We start from the raw sequence: 19,939 nt of genomic DNA, 5'->3' as shown, positions 1-19,939 counted from the left end.
GGATAATTCATGGAGGATGAGTCTCGCGCGCGCCCTCGAAACGAGCACGGACAGTACGTGGGTCGCATCCCTCTCGACGCGGTGTTGGAGGTATTCGAGGCTCGGGACGACGCCGCACGACCGCTCACGGCGACGGACGTAATGGAGGAACTCGACTGCTCGCGCCGAACGGCACACAACAAGCTGAACGAACTCGAAGAACGCGGTGACCTCGCAACCCGGAAAGTCGGTGCCCGAAGCCGCGTCTGGTGGATTCCGTTGACTGGGGTTTCAGACGAACGTCCCGCCACGCCGGCGGGTGAATCTCGTTTAGACACCACTACCGGTGGCAATCCTGTCGCCGACGAATCGGACGACAACCTCGACCACCCGCCAGCAGTCTCGAACGCCATCGAACGGGCGGATTTGCCGGGAAGCGGCCCGATGCTCGACGCCCGGCGGGAAGCACTTTCTGCCGCCTACGAGTACCTGACCGACCACCCGGAGGCGAAGAAGGCGGATTTCCTCCGCGACGTGTACTACGACTATCCGGCCGGATTCGAGTCGGCCGAGGGCTGGTGGAACGCAATCCAACCCGCGCTGAAACAACTGCCGGGGGTCGACCCGCCGGAAGAACGCGGACACATCTGGCACTTCCTCGGTGGATAAGACAGGCGTCGTAACACTGCCCCCACCCTACGAATTTATACGGCATCGGGCCACAGTCTCGGCCGACGCACCGATGTCACTCGACTTCCCGGTTGACAGAGCCATCGCGGAGCGTGTCGCCCGATGAGCGGCCGTCAGCCCGATTCTGACGCGGAGGGACAGTCCCCGGAGGACTCGCCCGACGCTGGAGCGTCGGACTCTCCTGCCGACCCGAGTGCTTCGGATTCGACTCAGACACCGAAAGGCGGCGTAACCGGTGGTGACGAGGTCTACGCCTCGGAGGTCGAAGGAAAACAGTACCGCGGGACGTGGTACCTCCCGCTTCGATACGAGGACCTCGACGAGTCACCCGACTCGGAGGAGTACCCTGAAACGGGAACCGGCGGGTCGTTCCGTATCACCGACCTTCCGCGCGTTCCCCGTGTCGGCCACGTCGTCGGTCCGTCGGCCATCATGCTCGGTGCCTCGCTCGGCAGCGGCGAGACGCTGTTTTGGCCCGTCTTGACGGCGCAGTTCGGGTGGACCGTTTTCTGGGCGTTCATCGTCGGCATCTTCACGCAGTTTCTCATCAACACCGAACTTCAGCGCTGGACGCTCGCTACGGGAGAAAGCATCTTCCGCGCGTTCGCGCGCGTGGGAACGTACTGGCCGTGGGCGTTCCTCATCGGCGGCCTCATCAGTCTCGGGTGGCCGGGGTGGGCCGCCGGTGCAGCACAGGTCGCTGCAACAGCCTTCGGATTGGATGGTTCTGTTGCTATCTTCGGGTTCTCTATCGCTACCTGGAAGCTCATCGCCGCGGGGTTGATGGCCGCCATCTGGCTTTCGTACCAGATTTCGTCGGTCATGTACAACGTCGTCGAAGTGTTCCAAATCGGCCTGCTGTTCGTCGCCATCGGCGCGGCCCTGATGCTCGTCGCTGTGAGCGGGTCGTGGGTCGAGTTCGCCGATATTCCCGCCGCCACGGGGTCGGTCGGGACGCTCCCGGAAGGCATCGATATCGCCGTATTCCTCGGTGGTCTCGCCTTCGCGGGCGCGGGCGGCTATCTCAACCTCTCGCAGAGTCTCTGGATGCGCGAGAAGGGATACGGCATGGGCAACTACCAGGGCCGAGTGAAGAATCCGCTTCGCGGTGACGACCCGGAACCAATCGAACGCGACGGCTTTACGTTCCGGCCGACGGTGACGAACCTCCGTCGGTGGCGCGGGTGGTGGCGGGTCGTCCAACTCGAACATCTCCTGACGTTCGTCCTCGGCTTGCTCGTCGTCGCCCCGGCGCTCATGAGCGTCGCCATCCAGTACTCGCCGGGGACAACGACGAACGCCATTCAGATGTGGCTCGGCGATGTCGTCCCGCTTCTCGGCCCTCTCGGTTCGTTCCTCGTGTTCGCTGTTCTCTTCGTCGCGCTCTTTACCACCGAGTACGCCATCGTCGAGTCGTTCGTTCGGAACAGCGCCGACGCGCTCTACGAATCCTACGGGCGCGAGGCTGGCTGGGACCTTCCGAAGCTCTTCTGGCGACTCCTCACCGCGTTCTGCGCTTGGGGTGTCATCATCATCCTGCTTTTCACCTCACCGTTCGAGGGGCAAGAGCCGTTTTTCTTTCTCGTCGTCGGGGCCGCGATGTCGGGTGTGATGATGTGGCCCTACACCGCGCTCGTTCTCGTGATGAACACGACGCGACTGCCCGAACATCTCCAACCCGGATGGGGTCGCGTTCTCGGAATGTGGTGGGCGACGGGATTCTACGGCTACTTTAGCGTCCTTCTCATCGGGACGTCGCTGACGAACTTCGGGCTTGCAGCATTCGAGACGGCCCCGTCGATTCTCGGGAGCGGTGCTGGCGGGTACGCCCTCTGGGCGATGTACCTCACCGCACAGGCCTACACGGTGAGCAAGTCCGCCGCAGGAAAGCGCGCGGCCGCTGGTACGGTCCCGGATGCTGACGAGGCATCTGGGTGGTTCTCCTGATACGCCAAATTCTTCATAATTAACTATCTCTGGCTGTTCGAACCCTAAGAACGATTATGTAGAACAAGCAATTCGAACGTATGTCAACCGGCACGGTTGCAACGTTCGAGGACTCTCTCGAACGACTCGAAGTAGGCTGGACACACACGTCTGTCGATGGGCTGGCCGACGTTCTCAACGAGGTTTGTGACGAACCAACTGTGGGGGTCGAACTTCCGTACGACGGTGTCGAACTTCCGTCGTGGGTGAACACCGACCCGACTCCCGCAGACCTCCGAGCGGCGAACGCCGGCATCACGGCAGCGGGCATCGGAATTGCGGACTACGGAAGCGTCGTCGTGCAGGGCACACCTGACGGCGTTGAACCTGTCAGTCTGTTCGCGGACCGACACGTCGCAGTTCTCAAGGAATCGGATATCGTCCCCGGCATGCCCGAGGCGTTCGAGTGGTTGGGCGAGGAGTTCCGCACGGGACACTCCTCGGCGATTATCGCCACCGGCCCGAGCGCCACCGCCGACATGGGCGCACTGGTGAAGGGTGCGCACGGTCCCAAAGACGTTCACGTGGTGATTCTCGATGAGTAAGGCACGCGAGGCGAAGGCGGCGAAGATTCGACAGTTGATGGAAACCGAGGGTGATGCGGTGGGCACGAGCACCCGCGGATTCAACGAGGGACGGTACGAGTCCGTCCAGACGCTCGACGATTACGAGGGGCTAAAATCCGAGGCGCGGGCCATCAAGGAAGACGCCATCGAGCGACTTCCCGAACTGCTCGACCAACTCCGCGAAACCGTCGAAGCGAACGGCGGGACGCTCTACATCGCCGACGACGACGCGGATGCGAACCGCTACATTCGAGAGGTCTGTGAGGACAAGGACGCCGAACGCGTCGTCAAGTCGAAGTCGATGACCTCCGAAGAAATCGAGGTCAACCACGAACTCGAAGCCGCGGACATCGACGTGGTCGAGACCGACCTCGGCGAGTGGGTCCTACAAGTTGCCGACGACTCGCCGTCACATATCGTCGCCCCCGCCATCCACAAGTCGCGGGAGGCCATCGCCGACCTGTTCAACGAGACGTTCGAGCCGGACGAACCGCTGGAGACGGCCGAAGAACTCACCATGTTCGCCCGCGAGCAACTCGGTGAACTCATCGAGGACGCCGACGTGGGGATGACCGGCGCGAACTTCATCACCGCCGACACGGGTACGATGGCGCTCGTCACATCCGAAGGGAACGCCCGAAAGACCGCCGTCGTGCCGGACACCCACGTCGCGGTCGCCGGTGTCGAGAAGATTATTCCAACCGTCGAAGACCTCCAACCCTTCGTCGAACTTATCGGGAAGTCCGGGACGGGACAGGACATCACGTCCTACATCTCGCTTCTCACGCCACCGGTCGAATCGCCGACCGTCGACTTCGACGACCCGGACACGCCGCTCACCGAAACCGAGACCGACCGCGAGTTCCATCTCGTCCTTATCGACAACGGCCGGATGGACATGCGCGACGACGACCAGTTGCGTGAGACGCTCTACTGCATCCGGTGTTCGGCGTGTTCGAACGTCTGCGCCAATTTCCAGCACGTCGGCGGCCACGCCTTCGGCGGCGAGACCTACTCCGGCGGCATCGGAACCGGGTGGGAAGCGGGCGTCGAAGGACTCGACACGGCCGCCGAGTTCAACGACCTCTGTACCGGGTGTAGTCGGTGTACTACGGCCTGCCCGGTCGAAATCGACATCCCGTGGATAAACACGGTCGTCCGCGACCGCGTAAACCGCGGCGAGGCCTCGGAAGTCGATTGGCTCGTCGAGGGACTCACCCCGGACGAAGAACCCGGCGGCGTCAGCCTCCAAAAGCGCTTCTTCGGCAACTTCGAGACGGCCGCGAAGGTCGGGAGCTTCTTCGCTCCGCTCTCGAATTGGGCCTCGCAACTGTCGGTCTCTCGTGACCTTATGGAGCGGTTCCTCGGTATCGACGCCCGGCGCGAACTCCCCGCCTTCCAGCGCGAGACGCTGAAAGACTGGTTCGACGCCCGAAATTCGCACGTCGAGAACCCGACGCGAACTGCCGTTCTCTACCCGGACGTGTACACGAACCACGTACAGGTCGAACGCGGGAAAGCCGCTGTTCGCGCTCTCGAAGCGCTCGGCGTCGACGTGGTCGTTCCCGACGTTCGGTCGTCGGGCCGCGCCCCGCTTTCGCAAGGGATGATTGCGACCGCCGAAGACCACGCTCACGACGTGTACGCCGGGCTTGCGGAACACATCGACGACGGCAGAGATATCGTCGTCATCGAGCCGTCCGACCTCGCAATGTTCCAAACCGAGTACGAGAAGTTCCTCCCCGAAAAATCGTTCCAGCGCATCTCCGAGGCCAGTTACGAGGTTATGGAGTACGTCTTCGGCCTGCTCGAAAACGGTGTAGATGCCGACGCGCTCGCGACGACCGACAGCGAGGAAGTCGCCTACCACAGCCACTGTCAGCAACGGACGCTCGGACTCGAAGGCCACACCGAAGCCGTTCTCTCGCGTCTCGGCTACGACGTAGTCACCTCTGACGTGGAGTGCTGCGGAATGGCCGGGTCGTTCGGGTACAAGTCCGAATACTACGAACTGAGCGTCGACGTCGGGTCGGAGCTACAGGGTCAGTTCCAGACCGACGAGACGAAACACCGAACCGTGGTCGCAAGCGGGACCTCGTGTCTCGAACAACTCGACTCGCTGCTTCGCCGACCGTCGCAGCACCCGATTCAACTCGTCGCGCCGCAGCGGTAACACCGGCGCGTGTCGGTGGTAATTTCCACCGATTCTCACCGAAATATCTATCGGCCGATGTGGAAACTCCCGGCAGATTTTTCGATACTCGAATCCGGATTTTCCGGTGTTTTTTCGCCGATGTCGGACGCTCGTCTGCCGTGTGTCTGCGCCGCAAGCCGCGGGCTACGAACAATTAAGACCCGGCATCCCATGTTGGCGGATATGGACGGGACGCCCGAAGAGATTACGACGCTCGTAGGCCGTGAGGTCTACTCGAACAACGGTGTGTTCGTCGGCGAGGTCGAAGATGTCCGCCTCGACTTAGACCACGAGACGGTCACCGGACTCGCGCTGACAGCCCTGAACGACGAACTGTTTCGCAATCAAATCGAACCCGGAAAGGGCGTACTCATCCCGTATCGGTGGGTCCGTGCTGTCGGCGATGTTATCCTCATCAACGACGTTATCGAGCGTCTGAAGAATCCCGAAGAAGACGAAGAATCGCTTATCGCGTGACGTTCTAACTCCCGTTTCCGCTCTCGCCGCCCTCCACACCCATTGCACGGAAGAGCTTGCGCGTTACTGCTTCTTCGGTGAGTTGTAAGAGCGTATCGCGGTTGTCGTCGCTCGACTCGATACCGGTGAAGATACCGAGCGGAATCTCGACCGACCCCTGTGTGGAGTGGCCGCCAGCCTCGCCGATACCGGTGAAGGCGTCACTCAGAATCTTCCCAATGTTCATCCGGATATCTTTCGACCGCGCGGCGAGGTAGATAGTGTCGTCGGCGATGCCGAAGACGGCCGTGGTGGTGATACCCTCCAAGTTCAGGAGATGCTGTGCCGCCTGTGTGAGGGCGTCTCGGTCGCGGATGAACCCGGCATTCGAGACGAGGTGCGAACCCTGTACATCCCGGTTCTGGATGGCCTCAGCGAGCACATCCAGCGTCTCGGGTGACATCGACGGCGACTCGACTTTCTCCAGCGTGTCGTGGTCGGCAAAGGGGTAGAGGTACGCCGCCGCGGTCAGGTCGGCCGGGGTCGTGTCTCGCTTGAAATCGAGCGTCTCGGCGCGGATACCGTACAGGAGCGCGGTTGCGACCTCCTGCGAGGGGCTGAGGTCGAACTCCTGGATGTACTTCGTGAGAATCGTCGATGTCGACGAGACGTTCGGGCGAACGTCGGTAAAGCGGGCATCGATGCCCTCGTCCGGTTCGAAGTGGTCGATGAACACCGTGATGTCGACCTCCCCGAGGTCGGGCATCCCTGATTTCATGTGGTCGACAAGGGCCACGGAGCTGTACTCTTCGAGCGGTTTCGCATCGGACCGCGGCGTGAGTTCGATACCGAGGATGTTCACGAACGCCCGATTCTCCTGGTGACCCATGTCACCGGAGTAGAGAATGTCGGCGTCAACGTCGTATTCGCGGGCGATGGCCTGCAGTGCGACCGCAGACGCGAGCGAATCGGGGTCGGGATTGTCGTGTGTGAGGATGGCCAGTCCGTGGTCGGTCTCTCGAAGGAGGTCCGCGAGCTGTCGCGCCTTGTACTCCAACTCACCGGATTCGACACTTCGGAGCGCAGAGTCGGCGATAACTTCGGAGGGATTGATGACCACGTCGGCACCGAGTTCCGTCAGTTCGTCCTCGGAGACGGGGTCGGACGCGCGGACGACGATGAATTGGTCGTCGTCACGGCCACGGATGGTCGACACGGCGGCCTTGTTGGCCTCCACGTCCGACGAGAGAATGAGAATCACATCCCGCCCTGCGACGGCATCGGCGAGTTCCGAGTCGGCGATGTCCGTCGCTTGCGCGTTCAAGTCCTGGTCGCGCAGGGCTTCGACGCGACTCTCGTCCTTATCGAGAATGAGGACATCTTTTCCCTCGTCCGTCAGTTCCTCAGCCACTGCGTGCCCGACGCTGCCGCAGCCGAGTATCGCGTACGTGGACATCGAGGACACACTGACGCCTGCACTCATCGTTGCCCGCAACTCCGGCCGGGCGACACTTAACACCCACCGTTTGTTCTCTTCTCGCGGTGTGTGCGTCCCTGCCGTCGTCGTACAAAAAGGAAAGTCATTTTACCTACCGGGAGTTACGAGAGATTGCAAGGGCCGGTAGCTCAGTTAGGCAGAGCGTCTGACTCTTAATCAGACGGTCGCGTGTTCAAATCGCGTCCGGCCCACTTGTAGGCCGCGCGATTCCCGTCCAATCAAATCGGGCGCGAATCGCGTGGTAATTCCGTTTTTCGCTACATAGAGCCTGCTCTGAGGTGTCGTTCAGAGGTGAGTTCGTCACGTTGGATAGCGGACAGTGACGCCGTTGCGCGGTTTTCATCGGTCAATAATACGTTCTCCCGCTCTATGTGGTACGAATTCCTCGAAATCTGATAGAAAACGCGTGCTGAATATAGAGGGTGTATCTTGCAGATGGGTCAGTTCAGATAGGATTGACCATAACGCTTTTATCAACTCGTTCAAATAATTGATAATAGAGCTGAAAGATGACCGTTTCTTCCTGCTTCTGAGTTGACTGTCGCCTCCTAATCCAATCGAGGGCCGTCAGCTTCGAGTTCTTCCGAATAGCCGTTAGTTAACCTGCAGCCATAGATACATCATGTCAAGACCAACATTCATCGAGTGCGACCGTCTCGAACTCAAGCCCCCTGAAGAAGACGACATCGAGTTCCTCAGAGAGGGAGTGAACCATCCGAAAGTCCGCCAATACATCAGTTTGTTCAGTACCCCGTACACCGAAGATCGTTACCGAGACGAGCTTTGGCCAAGAGAACACGACGGAGACAACGTTTCTCTACTCGTCATTCCGAACGACGGCGACTTCTCGGGAGAGCCAATTGGGTCAGTACAACTCTACCCCATTATCCACACGGATGGATACGCGAACTTCGGCGTCTGGTTCCATCCGAAGGCGTGGGGAGAAGGATACGCCCTCGAAGCTAGCGCACACCTGTTTGAATACGGATTCCAAGATCTCAGATTGCACCGTATCTCTGCTACCACGATGGCCCCAAACGAGGATTCTACGTCTCTTTGTGAACGTCTCGGGTTCGTCCATGAAGGGACTGCTCGTCAAGCACAATTCGCCAACGGAGAATACGTCGATGTCGAACGCTATGGCCTACTTGCTGAGGAATGGGAAGGCACCAGCGAGGTACTGGAAACTTGACGAGGTAACGAAGTAGCTTCTGGCCTCCTGTACAAGATATGGGTCCTGTATTCAGCACGACCTAAACAAACTATCATTGGACAAATGTTTCAACAGAAGTAACTCCTCAAGTGCTTCTGGAACCTATTTCCATCTGACCGATTCTGACACCTCTATAGACCGTCGAAGTAGTCCCGTCGCGCCTCTATTTCTTCTTCCTTGGTTCGCTGGTCGTAGTGCTTGTTCAGTATGTCCGGACTCACGTCCATCCGCTTCTCACGGCGTCTATGGAGACATCGTTCAAGCGAGTCCACGTTATCGAGTCTTTTCGGACGGCATAGGACTAACGCTTGAGGGACATCTGCTTACCGTGTGAGCCCGCTGTGTCGCTTCACAGGTATTGGTCACACTCTCCAGCGAGCGGAGCGAGTCTGGGTTCGAATCGCGTCCGGCCCACTACCTTACTTTCGATGGAACCATAGTCTCCAGCGAGTGTCTGATGCGTCTGGATATACGTAATAGAGCGACTAGAACCTTCTGGGACCCCCGAAATACCACTCTTAGTTCAACACGAGACTAACGCGACTCAACGCTGTCTTGCGATTAGCCAATAGTCGAAGTAGTCTGACGAGTATCAACACATTGACGCGCACGTCTGAGTGTGCTGTCTGAGGATGTAAAATCGGCTCAACGTGTGACGAATTAAGATGACGCGACTCTGTTGGAATCTATTTGTCAGGTGCAATCTCCGGTGAATCGGTCGTCCGATTTCGGTTGGGTAATCCTTCGTGTACAATGCCGAGGACACCAATGAGCAGACCAAAGAGCATTGCAGTAATCCCAAGGACTGCAGGCTTCCCGGAGCTATTAGTTGCGAGAAATCCGCCAAAAACCACAAGCAGAAGCCCCAATTGATACGCTTGACTAACCATACGTCTCCTACGGTACTTCCTCGTATAATTGTTGTTGGAGTGTCATTCTACCTCGCTCGGCAAATCGCACTTGATTGCGATGACACCATAGCGTGAGTATATAACACAAGCAGCCAGTGGTTGTGGTATGAATCAAAGCGACCGGACCGGGGTCATTCTCCTTTTCATCACGCTTCTCGTTGCGGGGGTCTTCGGACTAACTATCGGCGTCGAGGACCATTTCGACATAGACCGGTTCATCGCCGCTCTCACTCCCGACTTCGGAGTGTTGTTCGGTTCGGATGTCGTCGCGGGTGCGGTGCTTTTCGGACTCTTTGGTGTCCTCGTGCTCGGTGCAAAGTTTCTGGTCGGACCATGACATCCTCCTCGTCGTGAACGACGAGGTTTCCTCGCGCTGGGGGTATCGCTTTCCTCCTTCCGAAGTACATCAACGAGTTGGACCCGAGCGCTGTCGTCCTGTCTGAACTCACTGTCGGTGGCCGCCTTCGTATCTTCGAGGAACGCTTCGACCGGATTCATCGCGTGCGAGATTACATTCAAGATGGGAAAGTCTCGGATTCGAACTGCTCGAGTCCTCTCACGAGGAAAATGGTCTAGTGATTTAGGTTCGTGGTGGACGAATTATTGGTGTCGGACCATGAACTTCGATGAATTCACAGGAGAAGTACAGCACAGACTCGAACTTCCGGGGACCGGCGAGACGGTCCGTGCGATTCGAGCGACATTGATGACACTCGGGCAGCGAATCCCGGCGGAGTCCGCCGAAGACCTCGCGGCGTCGCTTCCGATGGAGATTAAGTGGTACATGACCGGTGCCGTCCACGAACACAGCCAGCACTTCGACTGGACGGAATTCGTCTCTCGCGTCAGCGAGATAGAACAGACGGACCCGGCAGCGGCCGCCTACCACGCGCGAGTTATCATAGACCTCGTGCGCACGCTCGTTCCCCCGTCGGACTTCCAGCAACTGCGCGACCAACTGCCGGAGAGTGAATCCGACGAGAACTGGCGCAAACTCTTCGAGGTGGTCGATAGCGGTGGATGGAGCGAACACAACGAGTAACCCGACTATCGGACGCTACCTCCGGAAGCCCCGGAGTTACGTTCCATCTTCCCACTCGACTTTCTCTGGCCCACTAAGCCCACAGCTACTTCGACCTCTGTTTGTTCCGAATCTACTATTTAATATAGCAATATTTGATTTAACGCATCGATATCGCTGACGCTCTGGTTCGACCCACTTCGGGCCTAGGGTCATAATCATGTCACACGTACCACACGGTATGGACCACCTCGAAACCCCGGCAGTGCACCGACTCATGGTCTCCCCCGTCGGGCGGCTACTTACCACCCGGCCGTTCGAGGCGTTTAAAATCCGTTCGCTCCCCCGCGAGTTCGCCGTCGTCCGCGCACGGGCCGCCGCCGACGCCGCACTCGGGAAGGGACCGAGAGCGTACCTCCACGAAGTTGGCGCACCACCCGCGCCCCACCTCCACGACCGAATCGAGCGTGCCCTCGCAGCGTACGCCCAACTCCGCGAGGAGTACGACGAGACGATGGCGCGCTGGGAGAGCGTCTTCTGGGACGGCTACGAGTCGCTGCCGGACGAGCGGGTCGCTATCGAGCGCGAACGCCGAAAGATATCGCAGAAGCGGGCGAAACCGACGGACATCTTTGGATTCCTCGCGAAAGAACACCTCGTTCCATCGGTACAGTTCGAGATGCCGAATCCCGACGACGCTCGGACTCGATGGCACCACGAAATCGCCGAACCGGAGCGACTCTACGGGTTCACCGAGGCCAGAGCGACAGAGGAGTTCCCCCGCGTCGAACGCTCCGCAACCGTCCGCGGACCGGGAACAGTCGAGTATCTGCTTCGATTCAACTCTCCGTCACCCCACCTCAGCGACCGTGCCACGGCACGGGTGTACGAACCCGCCGACGTGGACGACGACCTTCCGACGCTCGTCTTCCACTCCGGGTTGGGAATGTTCAACGACCAACTCGTCTATTGGCCCGAAGAGGAGTACCTCGCGCGGACGCTCGCACCCGAGGGATACCGTGTCATTCTCCCCGACGCGCCGTGGCACGGCCGACGCGAACTGCTCGGTCGATACAGCGGTGAACCCTATATCGCCCGTGCGCCGGTCGGTTTTTTCACTCTCTACTCGGCCGCGGCGCTGGAGACTGCCGTGCTCGTCGACTGGGCGCGAACAGAGGGAGCACCGACCGTCGGCGTCGGCGGTGTCAGTCTCGGCGGAATTACCGCGCTCCACGTTGGCGGTCGCTGCGGCGACTGGCCCGAATCGATGCGACCCGACTTACTGTTCCCTGTCGGGATGCCGGGCGCTATCGACCAGACGCTTCTCGTCGGAAGGCTCACTGAACTCCTCGATATCGACAGCGCGCTCGACGCCGCAGGGTGGACCGGCGATGTGCTTCACGAGTTCGCACCGCTTCTGAACCCGCCGAAACAACCCTCGTTCGACGCCGACCGTGTCTTCTCGTTTATCGGGACGAGAGACGAAATCGCCCCGACGCGGACAGCGCGCGTACTCCTCGATGAATGGAGCGTGCCCGAAGCGAACCGCCGCGAGTGGAACTGCGGCCACTTCGGCGTGCTCTCGAACCTGATTCGTGGGTCCGAGTTCCAAACGACGGTCAGACGGGAACTCGACGCGGCGGTGCGAGACGAGCGAAAGACGGTCTCAGTCTGACGAAAACAGCGGGCGAGTTATTCTTCGTCGAGGAAGCCGGGTTCGACGCGCTGGTCGTCGACTTCGCCGACGAGGTGGTCGCGGAACTCCTCGACGCTCACGTCCTGCGTCTCGCGTTCCTTGCGGTCGCGGACGGAGATGGTGCCGGCTTCTTCCTCGTTGCCGCCGACGATAATCATGTACGGGACGCGGTCCGTCTGCGCCTCGCGAATCTTCCGGCCGAGCGTCCACGAGCGGTCCTCGATGGTGACGCGGAAGTCGCCGAGGTCCTCCTTGATGGATTCGGCGTAGTCGATTTGGTCGTCCGAGATGGGCAGGATACGGACCTGCTCGGGGGCGAGCCACGTCGGGAACTTGCCGTTGTAGTGCTCGATGAGCACCATGAAGAAGCGCTCGAACGAACCGTAGAGCGCGCGGTGAATCATGACCGGACGGTGTTCCTCGTTGTCCTCGCCCGTGTAGGAGAGTTCGAAGCGCTCGGGCATGTTGAAGTCGAGTTGGACCGTCGGGCCGTCCCACTTCCGGCCGAGGGCGTCCTCGAACGAGAAGTCGATTTTCGGTCCGTAGAAGGCACCGTCACCCTCTTCGACGAAGTAGTCCATCTCGCTGTCTTCGAGGACGGATTTGAGTTGCGACTCGGCTTGCTCCCAGATTTCGTCGGACCCGACGGACTTCTCGGGGCGCGTGGCGAGTGCGACCTCGTAGTCGAGGTCGAACGTCTGGAGCACCTCGAGGATGATGTCCATGATGTCCTCGACTTCCTGTTCGATCTGGTCAGGGCGGACGAACAGGTGGCCGTCGTCGATGGTGAAGGCCCAGACACGCGAGAGACCGGAGAGTTCGCCGCGCTGTTCCTTCCGGTAGACCTTCCCGTTTTCGGCGTAGCGAACCGGCAGGTCGCGGTAACTCCAGCTTCCCTGCTTGAAGATGGTCGCGTGGCCGGGGCAGTTCATCGGCTTCAGGCCGTACTCCTCGTCGTTCACGTCGAGGAGGAACATGTCGTCTTGATAGTTGTCGTAGTGGCCCGACTGTTTCCACAGTTCCGTGCGGAACAGGTGCGGCGTCTCGACGTAGTCGTACTCGTAGGACTCGTTGAGGTCGCGACCGTACGTCTCCAGCGCCTGCAGGACCTTCTTCCCGTTGGGGTGGTACAGCGGCAGACCGGGACCAGTGACGCTCGGAATCGAGAACAGGTCGAGTTCCTGTCCGAGTTTGCGGTGGTCACGCTCGGCGGCTTCTTCGCGCATTTCGAGGAACTCTTCGAGTTCGGATTCGGACTCGAAGGCCGTCCCGTAGACGCGCGTCAGCGTGTCGTTTTCCTCGTCGCCGCGCCAGTAGGCGGCGGAGATGTTCAGGAGTTTGACCGCGCCGATATCGCCCGTCGAATCCACGTGCGGACCCTTACAGAGGTCTTCGAACTCGCCTTGCTGGTAGAACGAAAGCTCGTCGTCACCGGCGGCCTCGGTTTCGAGGATGTCGCGCTTGTAGGGATTGTCGGCGTACTTTTCGAGGGCTTCCTCGCGGTCGATGAGGGTGCGCTCGATGTCGAGGTCTTCCTCGATAATATTCCGCATCTCGTCTTCGATGGCTTCGAGGTCCTCCTTTTCGAGGTCGACGTCCGTCACGTCGTAGTAGAAGCCGTCGTCCGTCCACGGACCGATGGTCAGTTTGGCCTCGGGGTAGAGGCGCTGGAGGGCCTGTGCGAAGACGTGGGCCGCCGAGTGGCGAAGCACGTCGAGATATTCGTCGGACTGGTCGGTGACGATGACGAGATTCGCGCCGTCGTGGAGAGGCGTCTCCTTGTCCACGAGTTCGCCATCGACGACGCCGGCAACGGTGTCCTTGCCGAGACCGGGGCCGATTTCGAACGCGGCATCTCGCACCGTCGCACCCTCCTCGACGGAAAGCTCCGTTCCGTCGGGGAGGATGACAGCGATATCACTCATACGCGCACGAAACCGACGGGGGAGAATAAGTGTTGTTGAGACGAGCGCGAAAGACACCCGTTTGTGGTAGTTTCATGCCGATTGTTAGCGTGTATAAGCCGCAGTCGTTTACCACTCGCCCGGTTCGAATCGGTATCTGACCCAAAGTTCCAATGGGGTTGGCCACCGAATCCGTGAGTATGCGATTTTCTCGACAGAGTGGCGTCTTCATGCACGTCACGTCAGTGCCCGGGCCGCACGGCATCGGCGACCTCGGCGACGGTGCCCACGCGTTCGTCGACTTCCTCGCCCACGCGGAGCAGTCGATGTGGCAGTTCTGCCCGCTCGGTCCGACCTCTCCCGTACATGCGAATTCCCCCTATCAGTCGGCTTCTTCGTTTGCCGGCAACCCGCTTCTCGTCGACCTCACGGACCTCGAAGCCCGCGGGTGGCTGACCGCCGACGACCTCGAACCGGTCCCCGACTTCGATGACCACGCCGTCGAGTACGAACGCGTGGGCAACTACAAGCGCTCGCGCCTTCGGACGGCTTTCGACCGATTCGAGGAAGACGCCTCCGAGGACGACCGCGACGCATTCGAAGCCTTTCGCGAGCGGGAGGCGCACTGGCTCGAAGACTACGCGCTGTTTGCCTCCCTGAAAGACGAGTTCGAGGGCGCGTGGATAGACTGGCCGACGGAATTGAAGACGCGAGACCCCGATGCACTCGCTCGCGCCCGAGACGAGCACGAAGACGAGATTCGCTACCGTGAGTTCGTCCAGTTCTGCTTCGACGAACAGTGGCGCGACCTCGCGGCATACGCAGACGAGAAGAGCGTCACCCTCGTCGGCGACCTCCCGATATACGTCGCCCTCGACAGCGCCGACGTGTGGGCCGCCCCGGAAGCCTTCGACCTCACCGAGTCGCACGAACCGGCCGTCGTTGCGGGCGTCCCGCCGAACCCGAACGACTCCGGCCAGCGCTGGGGCAACCCGCTGTACGACTGGGACACACTTCAGGAGGACGACTACAGTTGGTGGCTTGACCGACTTCGTCGCCTGTTCGACCTCGTCGACGTGACCCGCATCGACCACTTCAAAGGCTTCGACGAGTACTGGGCCATCGACGCCTCGTCGGACAACCCCGAAGACGGCGAGTGGCGCGACGCGCCCGGCCACGACTTCTTCGAGACGGTCGAACGCGAACTGGGCGAACTCCCCTTCATCGTCGAAGACCTCGGCTTCCTCGACGCCTCGCTCGTCGACCTGCGCGACCGCTTTGCGTTCCCCGGTATGCGCGTCCCGCAGTACGCCGACTGGTGCCGCGAGGGTGATATGTACCAGCCGATGCACTACCCGGAGAACTCCGTCGCCTACACTTCGACACACGACACCGATACCTTCGTCGGCTACTACCAGTCGCTGGACGACCACACCCGCGACTGTCTCCACTACAACATCGGTGCCGACGGCTCCGAGATTCACTGGTCTATCATCGACGCCGTCTGGAACTCGGCGTCGGTGCTCGCGTTCACCACGGTACAGGACCTCCTCGGACTCGACTCCCGCGCCCGGTTTAACACGCCCGGCACGCAGAACGGAAACTGGGAATGGCGCGTCACCCGTGAAGGCCTCGACGACGACGTTTCGGCCCGTCTCGCCGAGTTGACGGACCTCCACATCCGTAACTGAATCGAGATTCGTTTTTTTCTCCGCGCGTCTGTTGCTATTCGATTCGCACGTCTCGCCCACCGCATCGAAATCCGCACGTCTCGCCCACCGCATCGAAATCCGCACGTCGTATCGGTCGCCACCGAAACCCGCACGTTGCACCTGCCATCATCGAAACCCGCAAATCCCTCGCGCCCAACGTCGAAGCGATGGAGACGGGTGTCATTGACCTCGCGACCCTCGACGGCGCGTTCGACCTCCAGTCGACCTTAGAGAGCGGTCAGACGTACCTCTGGGACCGCCCCGACGGAAAGATGTACGAACGTGACGCGGCCCACGGCGGGGACGCGTGGTACCAGACGATTGTGCCGCCCCTCGACGGCGTCTCGGACGAATCAGCGGTTGTCCGCGTCCGGCAGATGGACGGGACACTGGAATGGAAGTCGAACCTCGACGCCGTCCCGCTGCTGCGGCACCTCCTTCGTCTCGACGACGACCTCGACGCAATCGTCGACGCGATGCCGGACGAACCGCTGGTTCGCCGGGCCTACGACGCCTACCCCGGCATGCGTCTCGTCCGCGACCCGCCGTTCGGCTGTCTCATCTCGTTCATTTGCTCGGCGCAGATGCGCGTCTCGCGAATCTTCGGGATGCAGTCGCGTCTCCGCGAGACCTACGGCGAGGCCGTCGAGTTCGACGGTGAGACGTACTACGCCTACCCGACACCAGAACGTCTCGCCGAGACCACAGAGGCCGAACTGCGTGACCTCAGCCTCGGCTATCGCGCCCCCTACGTCCAGCGGACGGCCGAGATGGTTGCGACGGGCGAAGCGACGCCCTCGGAAGCACTCGGACGCGACTACGAGGACGCCCGCGACTACCTGACGAACTTCGTCGGTGTCGGCGACAAGGTAGCCGATTGCATACTCTTGTTCTCGCTCGACTATCTCGAAGCCGTCCCGCTCGACACGTGGATTCGCTCCGCAATCGAAGACCACTATCCGGACTGCGACCGGGGCAACTACACTGAGACCTCACGTGCCATTCGGGACCGACTCGGCGGCGAATACGCCGGGTACACACAGACCTACGTGTTCCATTATCTCCGGTCCGGCGGCGAATAGTACGTTCCGTTTGGCGGGGTAGGAGAGCCTGCAAAACCGGTGTGGTAAGAAGGTTGATACCCTTCGCGGTACAATTTCACACTGACCATGGACTGCAGAGTCGTCGTCGAGGCCGCGGTCCCGGTGTACGACGTGGAAACCGAAGACGAGGCGATTCGTATCGCCATCTCCAAAACGGGTGAGATGCTCAACCCCGACCTGAAATACGTCGAAATAAACATGGGTTCCCGCACTGCCCCGAGTGACGACTCGCTTCCTGTGTTTATCGTCGCGGACGAAGCCCTCGTCGCGCTCGAACTCGAAATGACTGTGTTCAACGTCGAACAGGAAGAACACGCATCTCGAATCGCTCGCAAGGAGATTGGGGAGCGTCTCGAAAACATTCCACTAAAGGTACTCTCTGTCGAGCGGCTCGACGACGAACCGAAAGAGACGGACGGCGACGGTACCGATGAAGACCTCATTCCCGATTTCGACGACCTGGTCGAAGACCGCTGAACGGTCACACGTTTTGTGGCGGCGTAACAGACTTCCCATCTAAACACTCGGGCTTGCTACTTCCCTAAACACTCGGACTGGCTAGCTTCTGAAACTCGCCCACCTGCATCTTCCGAAACCACACAGCCGTTGCTCGCGAGCGGCAGCGCGTCGAAGACGACGACGCAGTCGCTCTCTGTTTGTTACTTCGTGGAGGAGAACGCGTTTCTTGTCTCGATTCAGTCGGCTTGTGGAGCGATTGGTTCTGGTTCGGCTTCGCGCATCGCTCCGGTGATTCCTTTTGCCAATTTAAACACGGCTGCTTTGTGGTCCGTCTTAGATTTGTGGATAGATGTCGGTCGTACGCCGAGTTCGTTATACTCGGCAAGACTGAATTTCTCGTCTTCCCACGCCTCAATCTGGGTGTGCACTTCTGCGAGCAGGCCGTGCAGGTGGATGAGTTCCTGCTTCTTCATGAGCAAACACGGCTTGAGACCGGAGGGATATAGTATTATCTTGAGTCACGTTAGCACCCGTCCTGCTTAAACCGCCGATTATGGGTGTCTCACGGGAAATTTACTGTTTGAACTCTTTCAATTAGTTTTGTGTTTGCGGTCATCGGTGGAGAATCACGGGAGAATATCATGAGTCATTTATATAGCTATGTAGCGCGCGCACCGTCAGGTGGTCGTGAATATTTTAGGCGGTGCTGTGTGTACATTCGAGTATGGACTACGACGAGCAATTGGACCGGGCGCTTTCGGAGACGCCGGATGTCGCAGAAAGTGGCGACCGTTTTACCGTCCCCGACCCGACGGTCCGGCAGGAGGGCAACGTCACGGTCTACGAGAACTTCGCGGAGACGTACGACCGACTCGCACGCGATGCAGACCACGTCGTGAAGTTCTTCCAGTCAGAACTGGGGACGAGCGCGCAGATTGACGACAAGGGGCGAGCACGGTTTACCGGCGAGTTTAGGCAGCGCCGAATCGCCGAGGCACTCGAAGACTATGTCGAGTCGTTCGTTCTGTGCAGTGAGTGCGGTTCGCCTGACACGCGTATAGTCACCGAACAGGGTGCCGACGTGTTGAAGTGTGACGCGTGCGGTGCGCTCTCTGCCATTCCTGATATCTGAAAATTCGACTTGTTTTCCTTACTGTCCCACGTACACTCTGGTTTTACTCGAACTGTTTGAGCGTCTGGAGGTCACGCTCCGTTCGCATGAATTCAGCAGTACGCCGCGTCACTCCGCATCCCTGACACGAGAAGTTGTCACGGTGAGCGGGGAGTTCGGTCGGATTCGTCTCCCAGTCCTTTCCACATTCGGGGCACAAGAGTCGGACGAACGCTTCAACCATACCCGGATATGCTCTGGGAGTGCGGATAAATCTTGTCACGGTTTCGCATAATTAAGAAAAAGCACGGGCCACCGAGCCCACCCAACCCACTTATCCGAGCAGGCTTCCGTCCTGTACTTCGAGAAGCTCCTTGTAGCGGTTTCGGATAGTCACTTCGGAGATGTCGGCGACTTTCGAGACCTCACTCTGGGTCACCTTCTCGTTGGTGAGCAAGGCGGCCGCGTAGACCGCGGCGGCGGCGAGACCGACCGGCGACTTACCGGAGTGGATACCCGTCTCTTTCGCGTCGCGGAGGAGCTGTCGTGCCTGCCGCTCCGCCTCGTCGGAGAGGTCGAGCTCGCTGGCGAACCGCGGGACGTACTGTTCGGGGTCCGCGGGCTTGATTTCGAGCTTCAGCTCGCGGACGATATAGCGGTACGTCCGGGTGAGTTCCATCTTATCGACGCGGGAGACTTTCTCCAGTTCGTCGAGCGAGCGAGGGGTGTCCGCCATGCGGGCGGCACCGTACAGCGCCGCGGTGGCAACGCCCTCGATGGAACGGCCGGGGAGCAGGTCGTCGTTGAGGGCACGGCGGTAGATGACCGATGCGGTCTCGCGGACGTTCTCCGGGAGACCGAGGGCCGAGGCCATGCGGTCGATTTCGCCGAGTGCCTGCTTGAGGTTCCGTTCCTTGGAGTCGCGAGTGCGGAAGCGCTCGTTCCAAGTACGGAGACGCTGCATCTGCTCGCGCTGGCGCGGCGAGAGGGACTTGCCGTAGGCGTCTTTGTTCTGCCAGCCGATGTTGGTCGAAAGCCCCTTGTCGTGCATCATCTTCGTGGTCGGCGCACCGACGCGAGACTTGCTGTCTCGCTCGGAGGCGTCGAATGCGCGCCACTCGGGACCGCGGTCGACGACAGTGTCCTCGACGACAAGACCACACTCTTGACAGACGGTTTCGCCGTGTTCGTCGTCTTGGACGAGATTGCCGCCACACTCAGGGCATACCTGTTCCTCTTCTTCCTGTCGCTCGTCTTGCTCGGACTCGCGGGAGGTTACGTCCCGGGCCTTTGCGTCGGTACTGTAGGTTCGGGTGGTAATATCGCTCATTGTGGGGTGGTAGGCGCTGATACGTCTCGGCCGGAAGGCCCTTAGAAGACGAAAGAATAATCCGGCTTGGACTGGCCTTACCAACAGTAAGTTCGAAACTCATATAAATG

At 60.1% G+C, this 19,939-nt stretch carries 18 protein-coding genes and 1 tRNA gene; 14 read left to right on the top strand and 5 right to left on the bottom strand.

Annotated elements, in window-relative coordinates; all coding sequences use genetic code 11:
- Positions 1-9 precede the first annotated feature (9 nt).
- The 5 genes from HFX_RS08740 to HFX_RS08720 all read left to right on the top strand — a co-directional run bounded on the left by HFX_RS08740 (position 10) and on the right by HFX_RS08720 (position 5,892).
- A complete protein-coding gene (locus tag HFX_RS08740) occupies positions 10-648 on the top strand; it encodes a helix-turn-helix domain-containing protein (protein WP_004056563.1) in 639 nt (212 codons plus the stop codon).
- Positions 649-771: 123 nt separating this feature from the next.
- Positions 772-2,616 (top strand): Nramp family divalent metal transporter, encoded by a 1,845-nt coding sequence (locus HFX_RS08735; RefSeq protein ID WP_004056566.1) that lies wholly within the window; start codon positions 772-774, stop codon positions 2,614-2,616.
- Positions 2,617-2,696: 80 nt separating this feature from the next.
- Positions 2,697-3,200, top strand: a complete 504-nt coding sequence (locus HFX_RS08730) for a LutC/YkgG family protein (protein ID WP_004056568.1) — start codon at positions 2,697-2,699, stop codon at positions 3,198-3,200.
- A complete protein-coding gene (locus HFX_RS08725) occupies positions 3,193-5,394 on the top strand; it encodes an LUD domain-containing protein (RefSeq protein ID WP_004056570.1) in 2,202 nt (733 codons plus the stop codon). The genes HFX_RS08730 and HFX_RS08725 overlap by 8 nt, the downstream gene beginning before the upstream one ends.
- 204 nt (positions 5,395-5,598) lie before the next feature.
- Complete coding sequence (locus HFX_RS08720; protein ID WP_004056572.1) at positions 5,599-5,892, top strand: PRC-barrel domain-containing protein; 294 nt, start codon at positions 5,599-5,601, stop codon at positions 5,890-5,892.
- Positions 5,893-5,896: 4 nt separating this feature from the next.
- Here the strand turns inward: HFX_RS08720 and HFX_RS08715 are convergent, their stop codons facing one another.
- Positions 5,897-7,354, bottom strand: coding sequence for a DHH family phosphoesterase (locus HFX_RS08715; protein ID WP_004056574.1), 1,458 nt, complete (start codon positions 7,352-7,354; stop codon positions 5,897-5,899).
- A 132-nt stretch (positions 7,355-7,486) separates the two neighbouring features.
- On the opposite strand from HFX_RS08715, the gene HFX_RS08710 reads away from it, so the two are divergent.
- From HFX_RS08710 to HFX_RS08690, 5 genes are all read left to right on the top strand, one after another.
- A tRNA-Lys gene (locus tag HFX_RS08710) sits at positions 7,487-7,560 on the top strand.
- Positions 7,561-7,991: 431 nt separating this feature from the next.
- On the top strand, positions 7,992-8,561 hold the full coding sequence (locus HFX_RS08705) for a GNAT family N-acetyltransferase (protein WP_004056576.1): 570 nt from the start codon (positions 7,992-7,994) through the stop codon (positions 8,559-8,561).
- 1,038 nt (positions 8,562-9,599) lie between these two features.
- Positions 9,600-9,830 (top strand): hypothetical protein, encoded by a 231-nt coding sequence (locus HFX_RS08700; RefSeq protein ID WP_004056582.1) that lies wholly within the window; start codon positions 9,600-9,602, stop codon positions 9,828-9,830.
- Between the two features lie 279 nt (positions 9,831-10,109).
- Positions 10,110-10,535: a DUF2267 domain-containing protein gene (locus tag HFX_RS08695; RefSeq protein WP_004056584.1), complete on the top strand. Its 426-nt coding sequence runs from the start codon at positions 10,110-10,112 to the stop codon at positions 10,533-10,535.
- Positions 10,536-10,755: 220 nt separating this feature from the next.
- Complete coding sequence (locus HFX_RS08690) at positions 10,756-12,189, top strand: alpha/beta hydrolase family protein (protein WP_004056585.1); 1,434 nt, start codon at positions 10,756-10,758, stop codon at positions 12,187-12,189.
- 17 nt (positions 12,190-12,206) lie between these two features.
- Here the strand turns inward: HFX_RS08690 and thrS are convergent, their stop codons facing one another.
- Complete coding sequence (thrS, locus tag HFX_RS08685; protein ID WP_004056587.1) at positions 12,207-14,135, bottom strand: threonine--tRNA ligase; 1,929 nt, start codon at positions 14,133-14,135, stop codon at positions 12,207-12,209.
- 179 nt (positions 14,136-14,314) lie between these two features.
- Here thrS and malQ point away from each other — a divergent pair, with 179 nt between their 5' ends.
- From malQ to HFX_RS08670, 3 genes are all read left to right on the top strand, one after another.
- Complete coding sequence (gene malQ, locus HFX_RS08680; protein ID WP_049917401.1) at positions 14,315-15,805, top strand: 4-alpha-glucanotransferase; 1,491 nt, start codon at positions 14,315-14,317, stop codon at positions 15,803-15,805.
- 188 nt (positions 15,806-15,993) lie between these two features.
- Entirely contained in the window at positions 15,994-16,908 is a 915-nt protein-coding gene (locus tag HFX_RS08675) for a DNA-3-methyladenine glycosylase family protein (protein WP_004056591.1), read from the top strand.
- Between the two features lie 87 nt (positions 16,909-16,995).
- The gene (locus HFX_RS08670; protein ID WP_004056594.1) at positions 16,996-17,406 is read left to right on the top strand and encodes a DUF555 domain-containing protein; all 411 of its coding nucleotides are present in this window, start codon (positions 16,996-16,998) and stop codon (positions 17,404-17,406) included.
- 218 nt (positions 17,407-17,624) lie between these two features.
- On the opposite strand, the gene HFX_RS08665 is transcribed toward HFX_RS08670, so the two are convergent.
- A complete protein-coding gene (locus HFX_RS08665; RefSeq protein WP_004056595.1) occupies positions 17,625-17,861 on the bottom strand; it encodes a UPF0058 family protein in 237 nt (78 codons plus the stop codon).
- 251 nt (positions 17,862-18,112) lie between these two features.
- Between HFX_RS08665 and HFX_RS08660 the strand changes: the two genes are divergently transcribed.
- Positions 18,113-18,520 carry a translation initiation factor IF-2 subunit beta gene (locus HFX_RS08660; protein ID WP_004056596.1) on the top strand — a complete coding sequence of 136 codons (408 nt, stop codon included), beginning with the start codon at positions 18,113-18,115 and terminating at the stop codon, positions 18,518-18,520.
- A 43-nt stretch (positions 18,521-18,563) separates the two neighbouring features.
- On the opposite strand, the gene HFX_RS08655 is transcribed toward HFX_RS08660, so the two are convergent.
- Complete coding sequence (locus HFX_RS08655; protein ID WP_004056599.1) at positions 18,564-18,743, bottom strand: DUF7836 family putative zinc-binding protein; 180 nt, start codon at positions 18,741-18,743, stop codon at positions 18,564-18,566.
- A gap of 90 nt (positions 18,744-18,833) precedes the next feature.
- Positions 18,834-19,829, bottom strand: coding sequence for a transcription initiation factor IIB (locus HFX_RS08650; protein ID WP_004056601.1), 996 nt, complete (start codon positions 19,827-19,829; stop codon positions 18,834-18,836).
- Between the last annotated feature and the right edge of the window lie 110 nt (positions 19,830-19,939).

This window comes from Haloferax mediterranei ATCC 33500, from assembly GCF_000306765.2.
Lineage (GTDB): Archaea > Halobacteriota > Halobacteria > Halobacteriales > Haloferacaceae > Haloferax > Haloferax mediterranei.
This window is presented reverse-complemented; position numbering and strand designations above follow the sequence as displayed.

Coding starts and splice junctions, on each gene's coding strand:
- HFX_RS08740 (WP_004056563.1), top strand. CDS start 10: ATGGAGGATGAGTCTCGCGCGCGCCCTCGAAACGAGCACGGACAGTAC.
- HFX_RS08735 (WP_004056566.1), top strand. CDS start 772: ATGAGCGGCCGTCAGCCCGATTCTGACGCGGAGGGACAGTCCCCGGAG.
- HFX_RS08730 (WP_004056568.1), top strand. CDS start 2,697: ATGTCAACCGGCACGGTTGCAACGTTCGAGGACTCTCTCGAACGACTC.
- HFX_RS08725 (WP_004056570.1), top strand. CDS start 3,193: ATGAGTAAGGCACGCGAGGCGAAGGCGGCGAAGATTCGACAGTTGATG.
- HFX_RS08720 (WP_004056572.1), top strand. CDS start 5,599: ATGGACGGGACGCCCGAAGAGATTACGACGCTCGTAGGCCGTGAGGTC.
- HFX_RS08715 (WP_004056574.1), bottom strand. CDS start 7,354: ATGAGTGCAGGCGTCAGTGTGTCCTCGATGTCCACGTACGCGATACTC.
- HFX_RS08705 (WP_004056576.1), top strand. CDS start 7,992: ATGTCAAGACCAACATTCATCGAGTGCGACCGTCTCGAACTCAAGCCC.
- HFX_RS08700 (WP_004056582.1), top strand. CDS start 9,600: ATGAATCAAAGCGACCGGACCGGGGTCATTCTCCTTTTCATCACGCTT.
- HFX_RS08695 (WP_004056584.1), top strand. CDS start 10,110: ATGAACTTCGATGAATTCACAGGAGAAGTACAGCACAGACTCGAACTT.
- HFX_RS08690 (WP_004056585.1), top strand. CDS start 10,756: ATGGACCACCTCGAAACCCCGGCAGTGCACCGACTCATGGTCTCCCCC.
- thrS (WP_004056587.1), bottom strand. CDS start 14,135: ATGAGTGATATCGCTGTCATCCTCCCCGACGGAACGGAGCTTTCCGTC.
- malQ (WP_049917401.1), top strand. CDS start 14,315: ATGCGATTTTCTCGACAGAGTGGCGTCTTCATGCACGTCACGTCAGTG.
- HFX_RS08675 (WP_004056591.1), top strand. CDS start 15,994: ATGGAGACGGGTGTCATTGACCTCGCGACCCTCGACGGCGCGTTCGAC.
- HFX_RS08670 (WP_004056594.1), top strand. CDS start 16,996: ATGGACTGCAGAGTCGTCGTCGAGGCCGCGGTCCCGGTGTACGACGTG.
- HFX_RS08665 (WP_004056595.1), bottom strand. CDS start 17,861: ATGAAGAAGCAGGAACTCATCCACCTGCACGGCCTGCTCGCAGAAGTG.
- HFX_RS08660 (WP_004056596.1), top strand. CDS start 18,113: ATGGACTACGACGAGCAATTGGACCGGGCGCTTTCGGAGACGCCGGAT.
- HFX_RS08655 (WP_004056599.1), bottom strand. CDS start 18,743: ATGGTTGAAGCGTTCGTCCGACTCTTGTGCCCCGAATGTGGAAAGGAC.
- HFX_RS08650 (WP_004056601.1), bottom strand. CDS start 19,829: ATGAGCGATATTACCACCCGAACCTACAGTACCGACGCAAAGGCCCGG.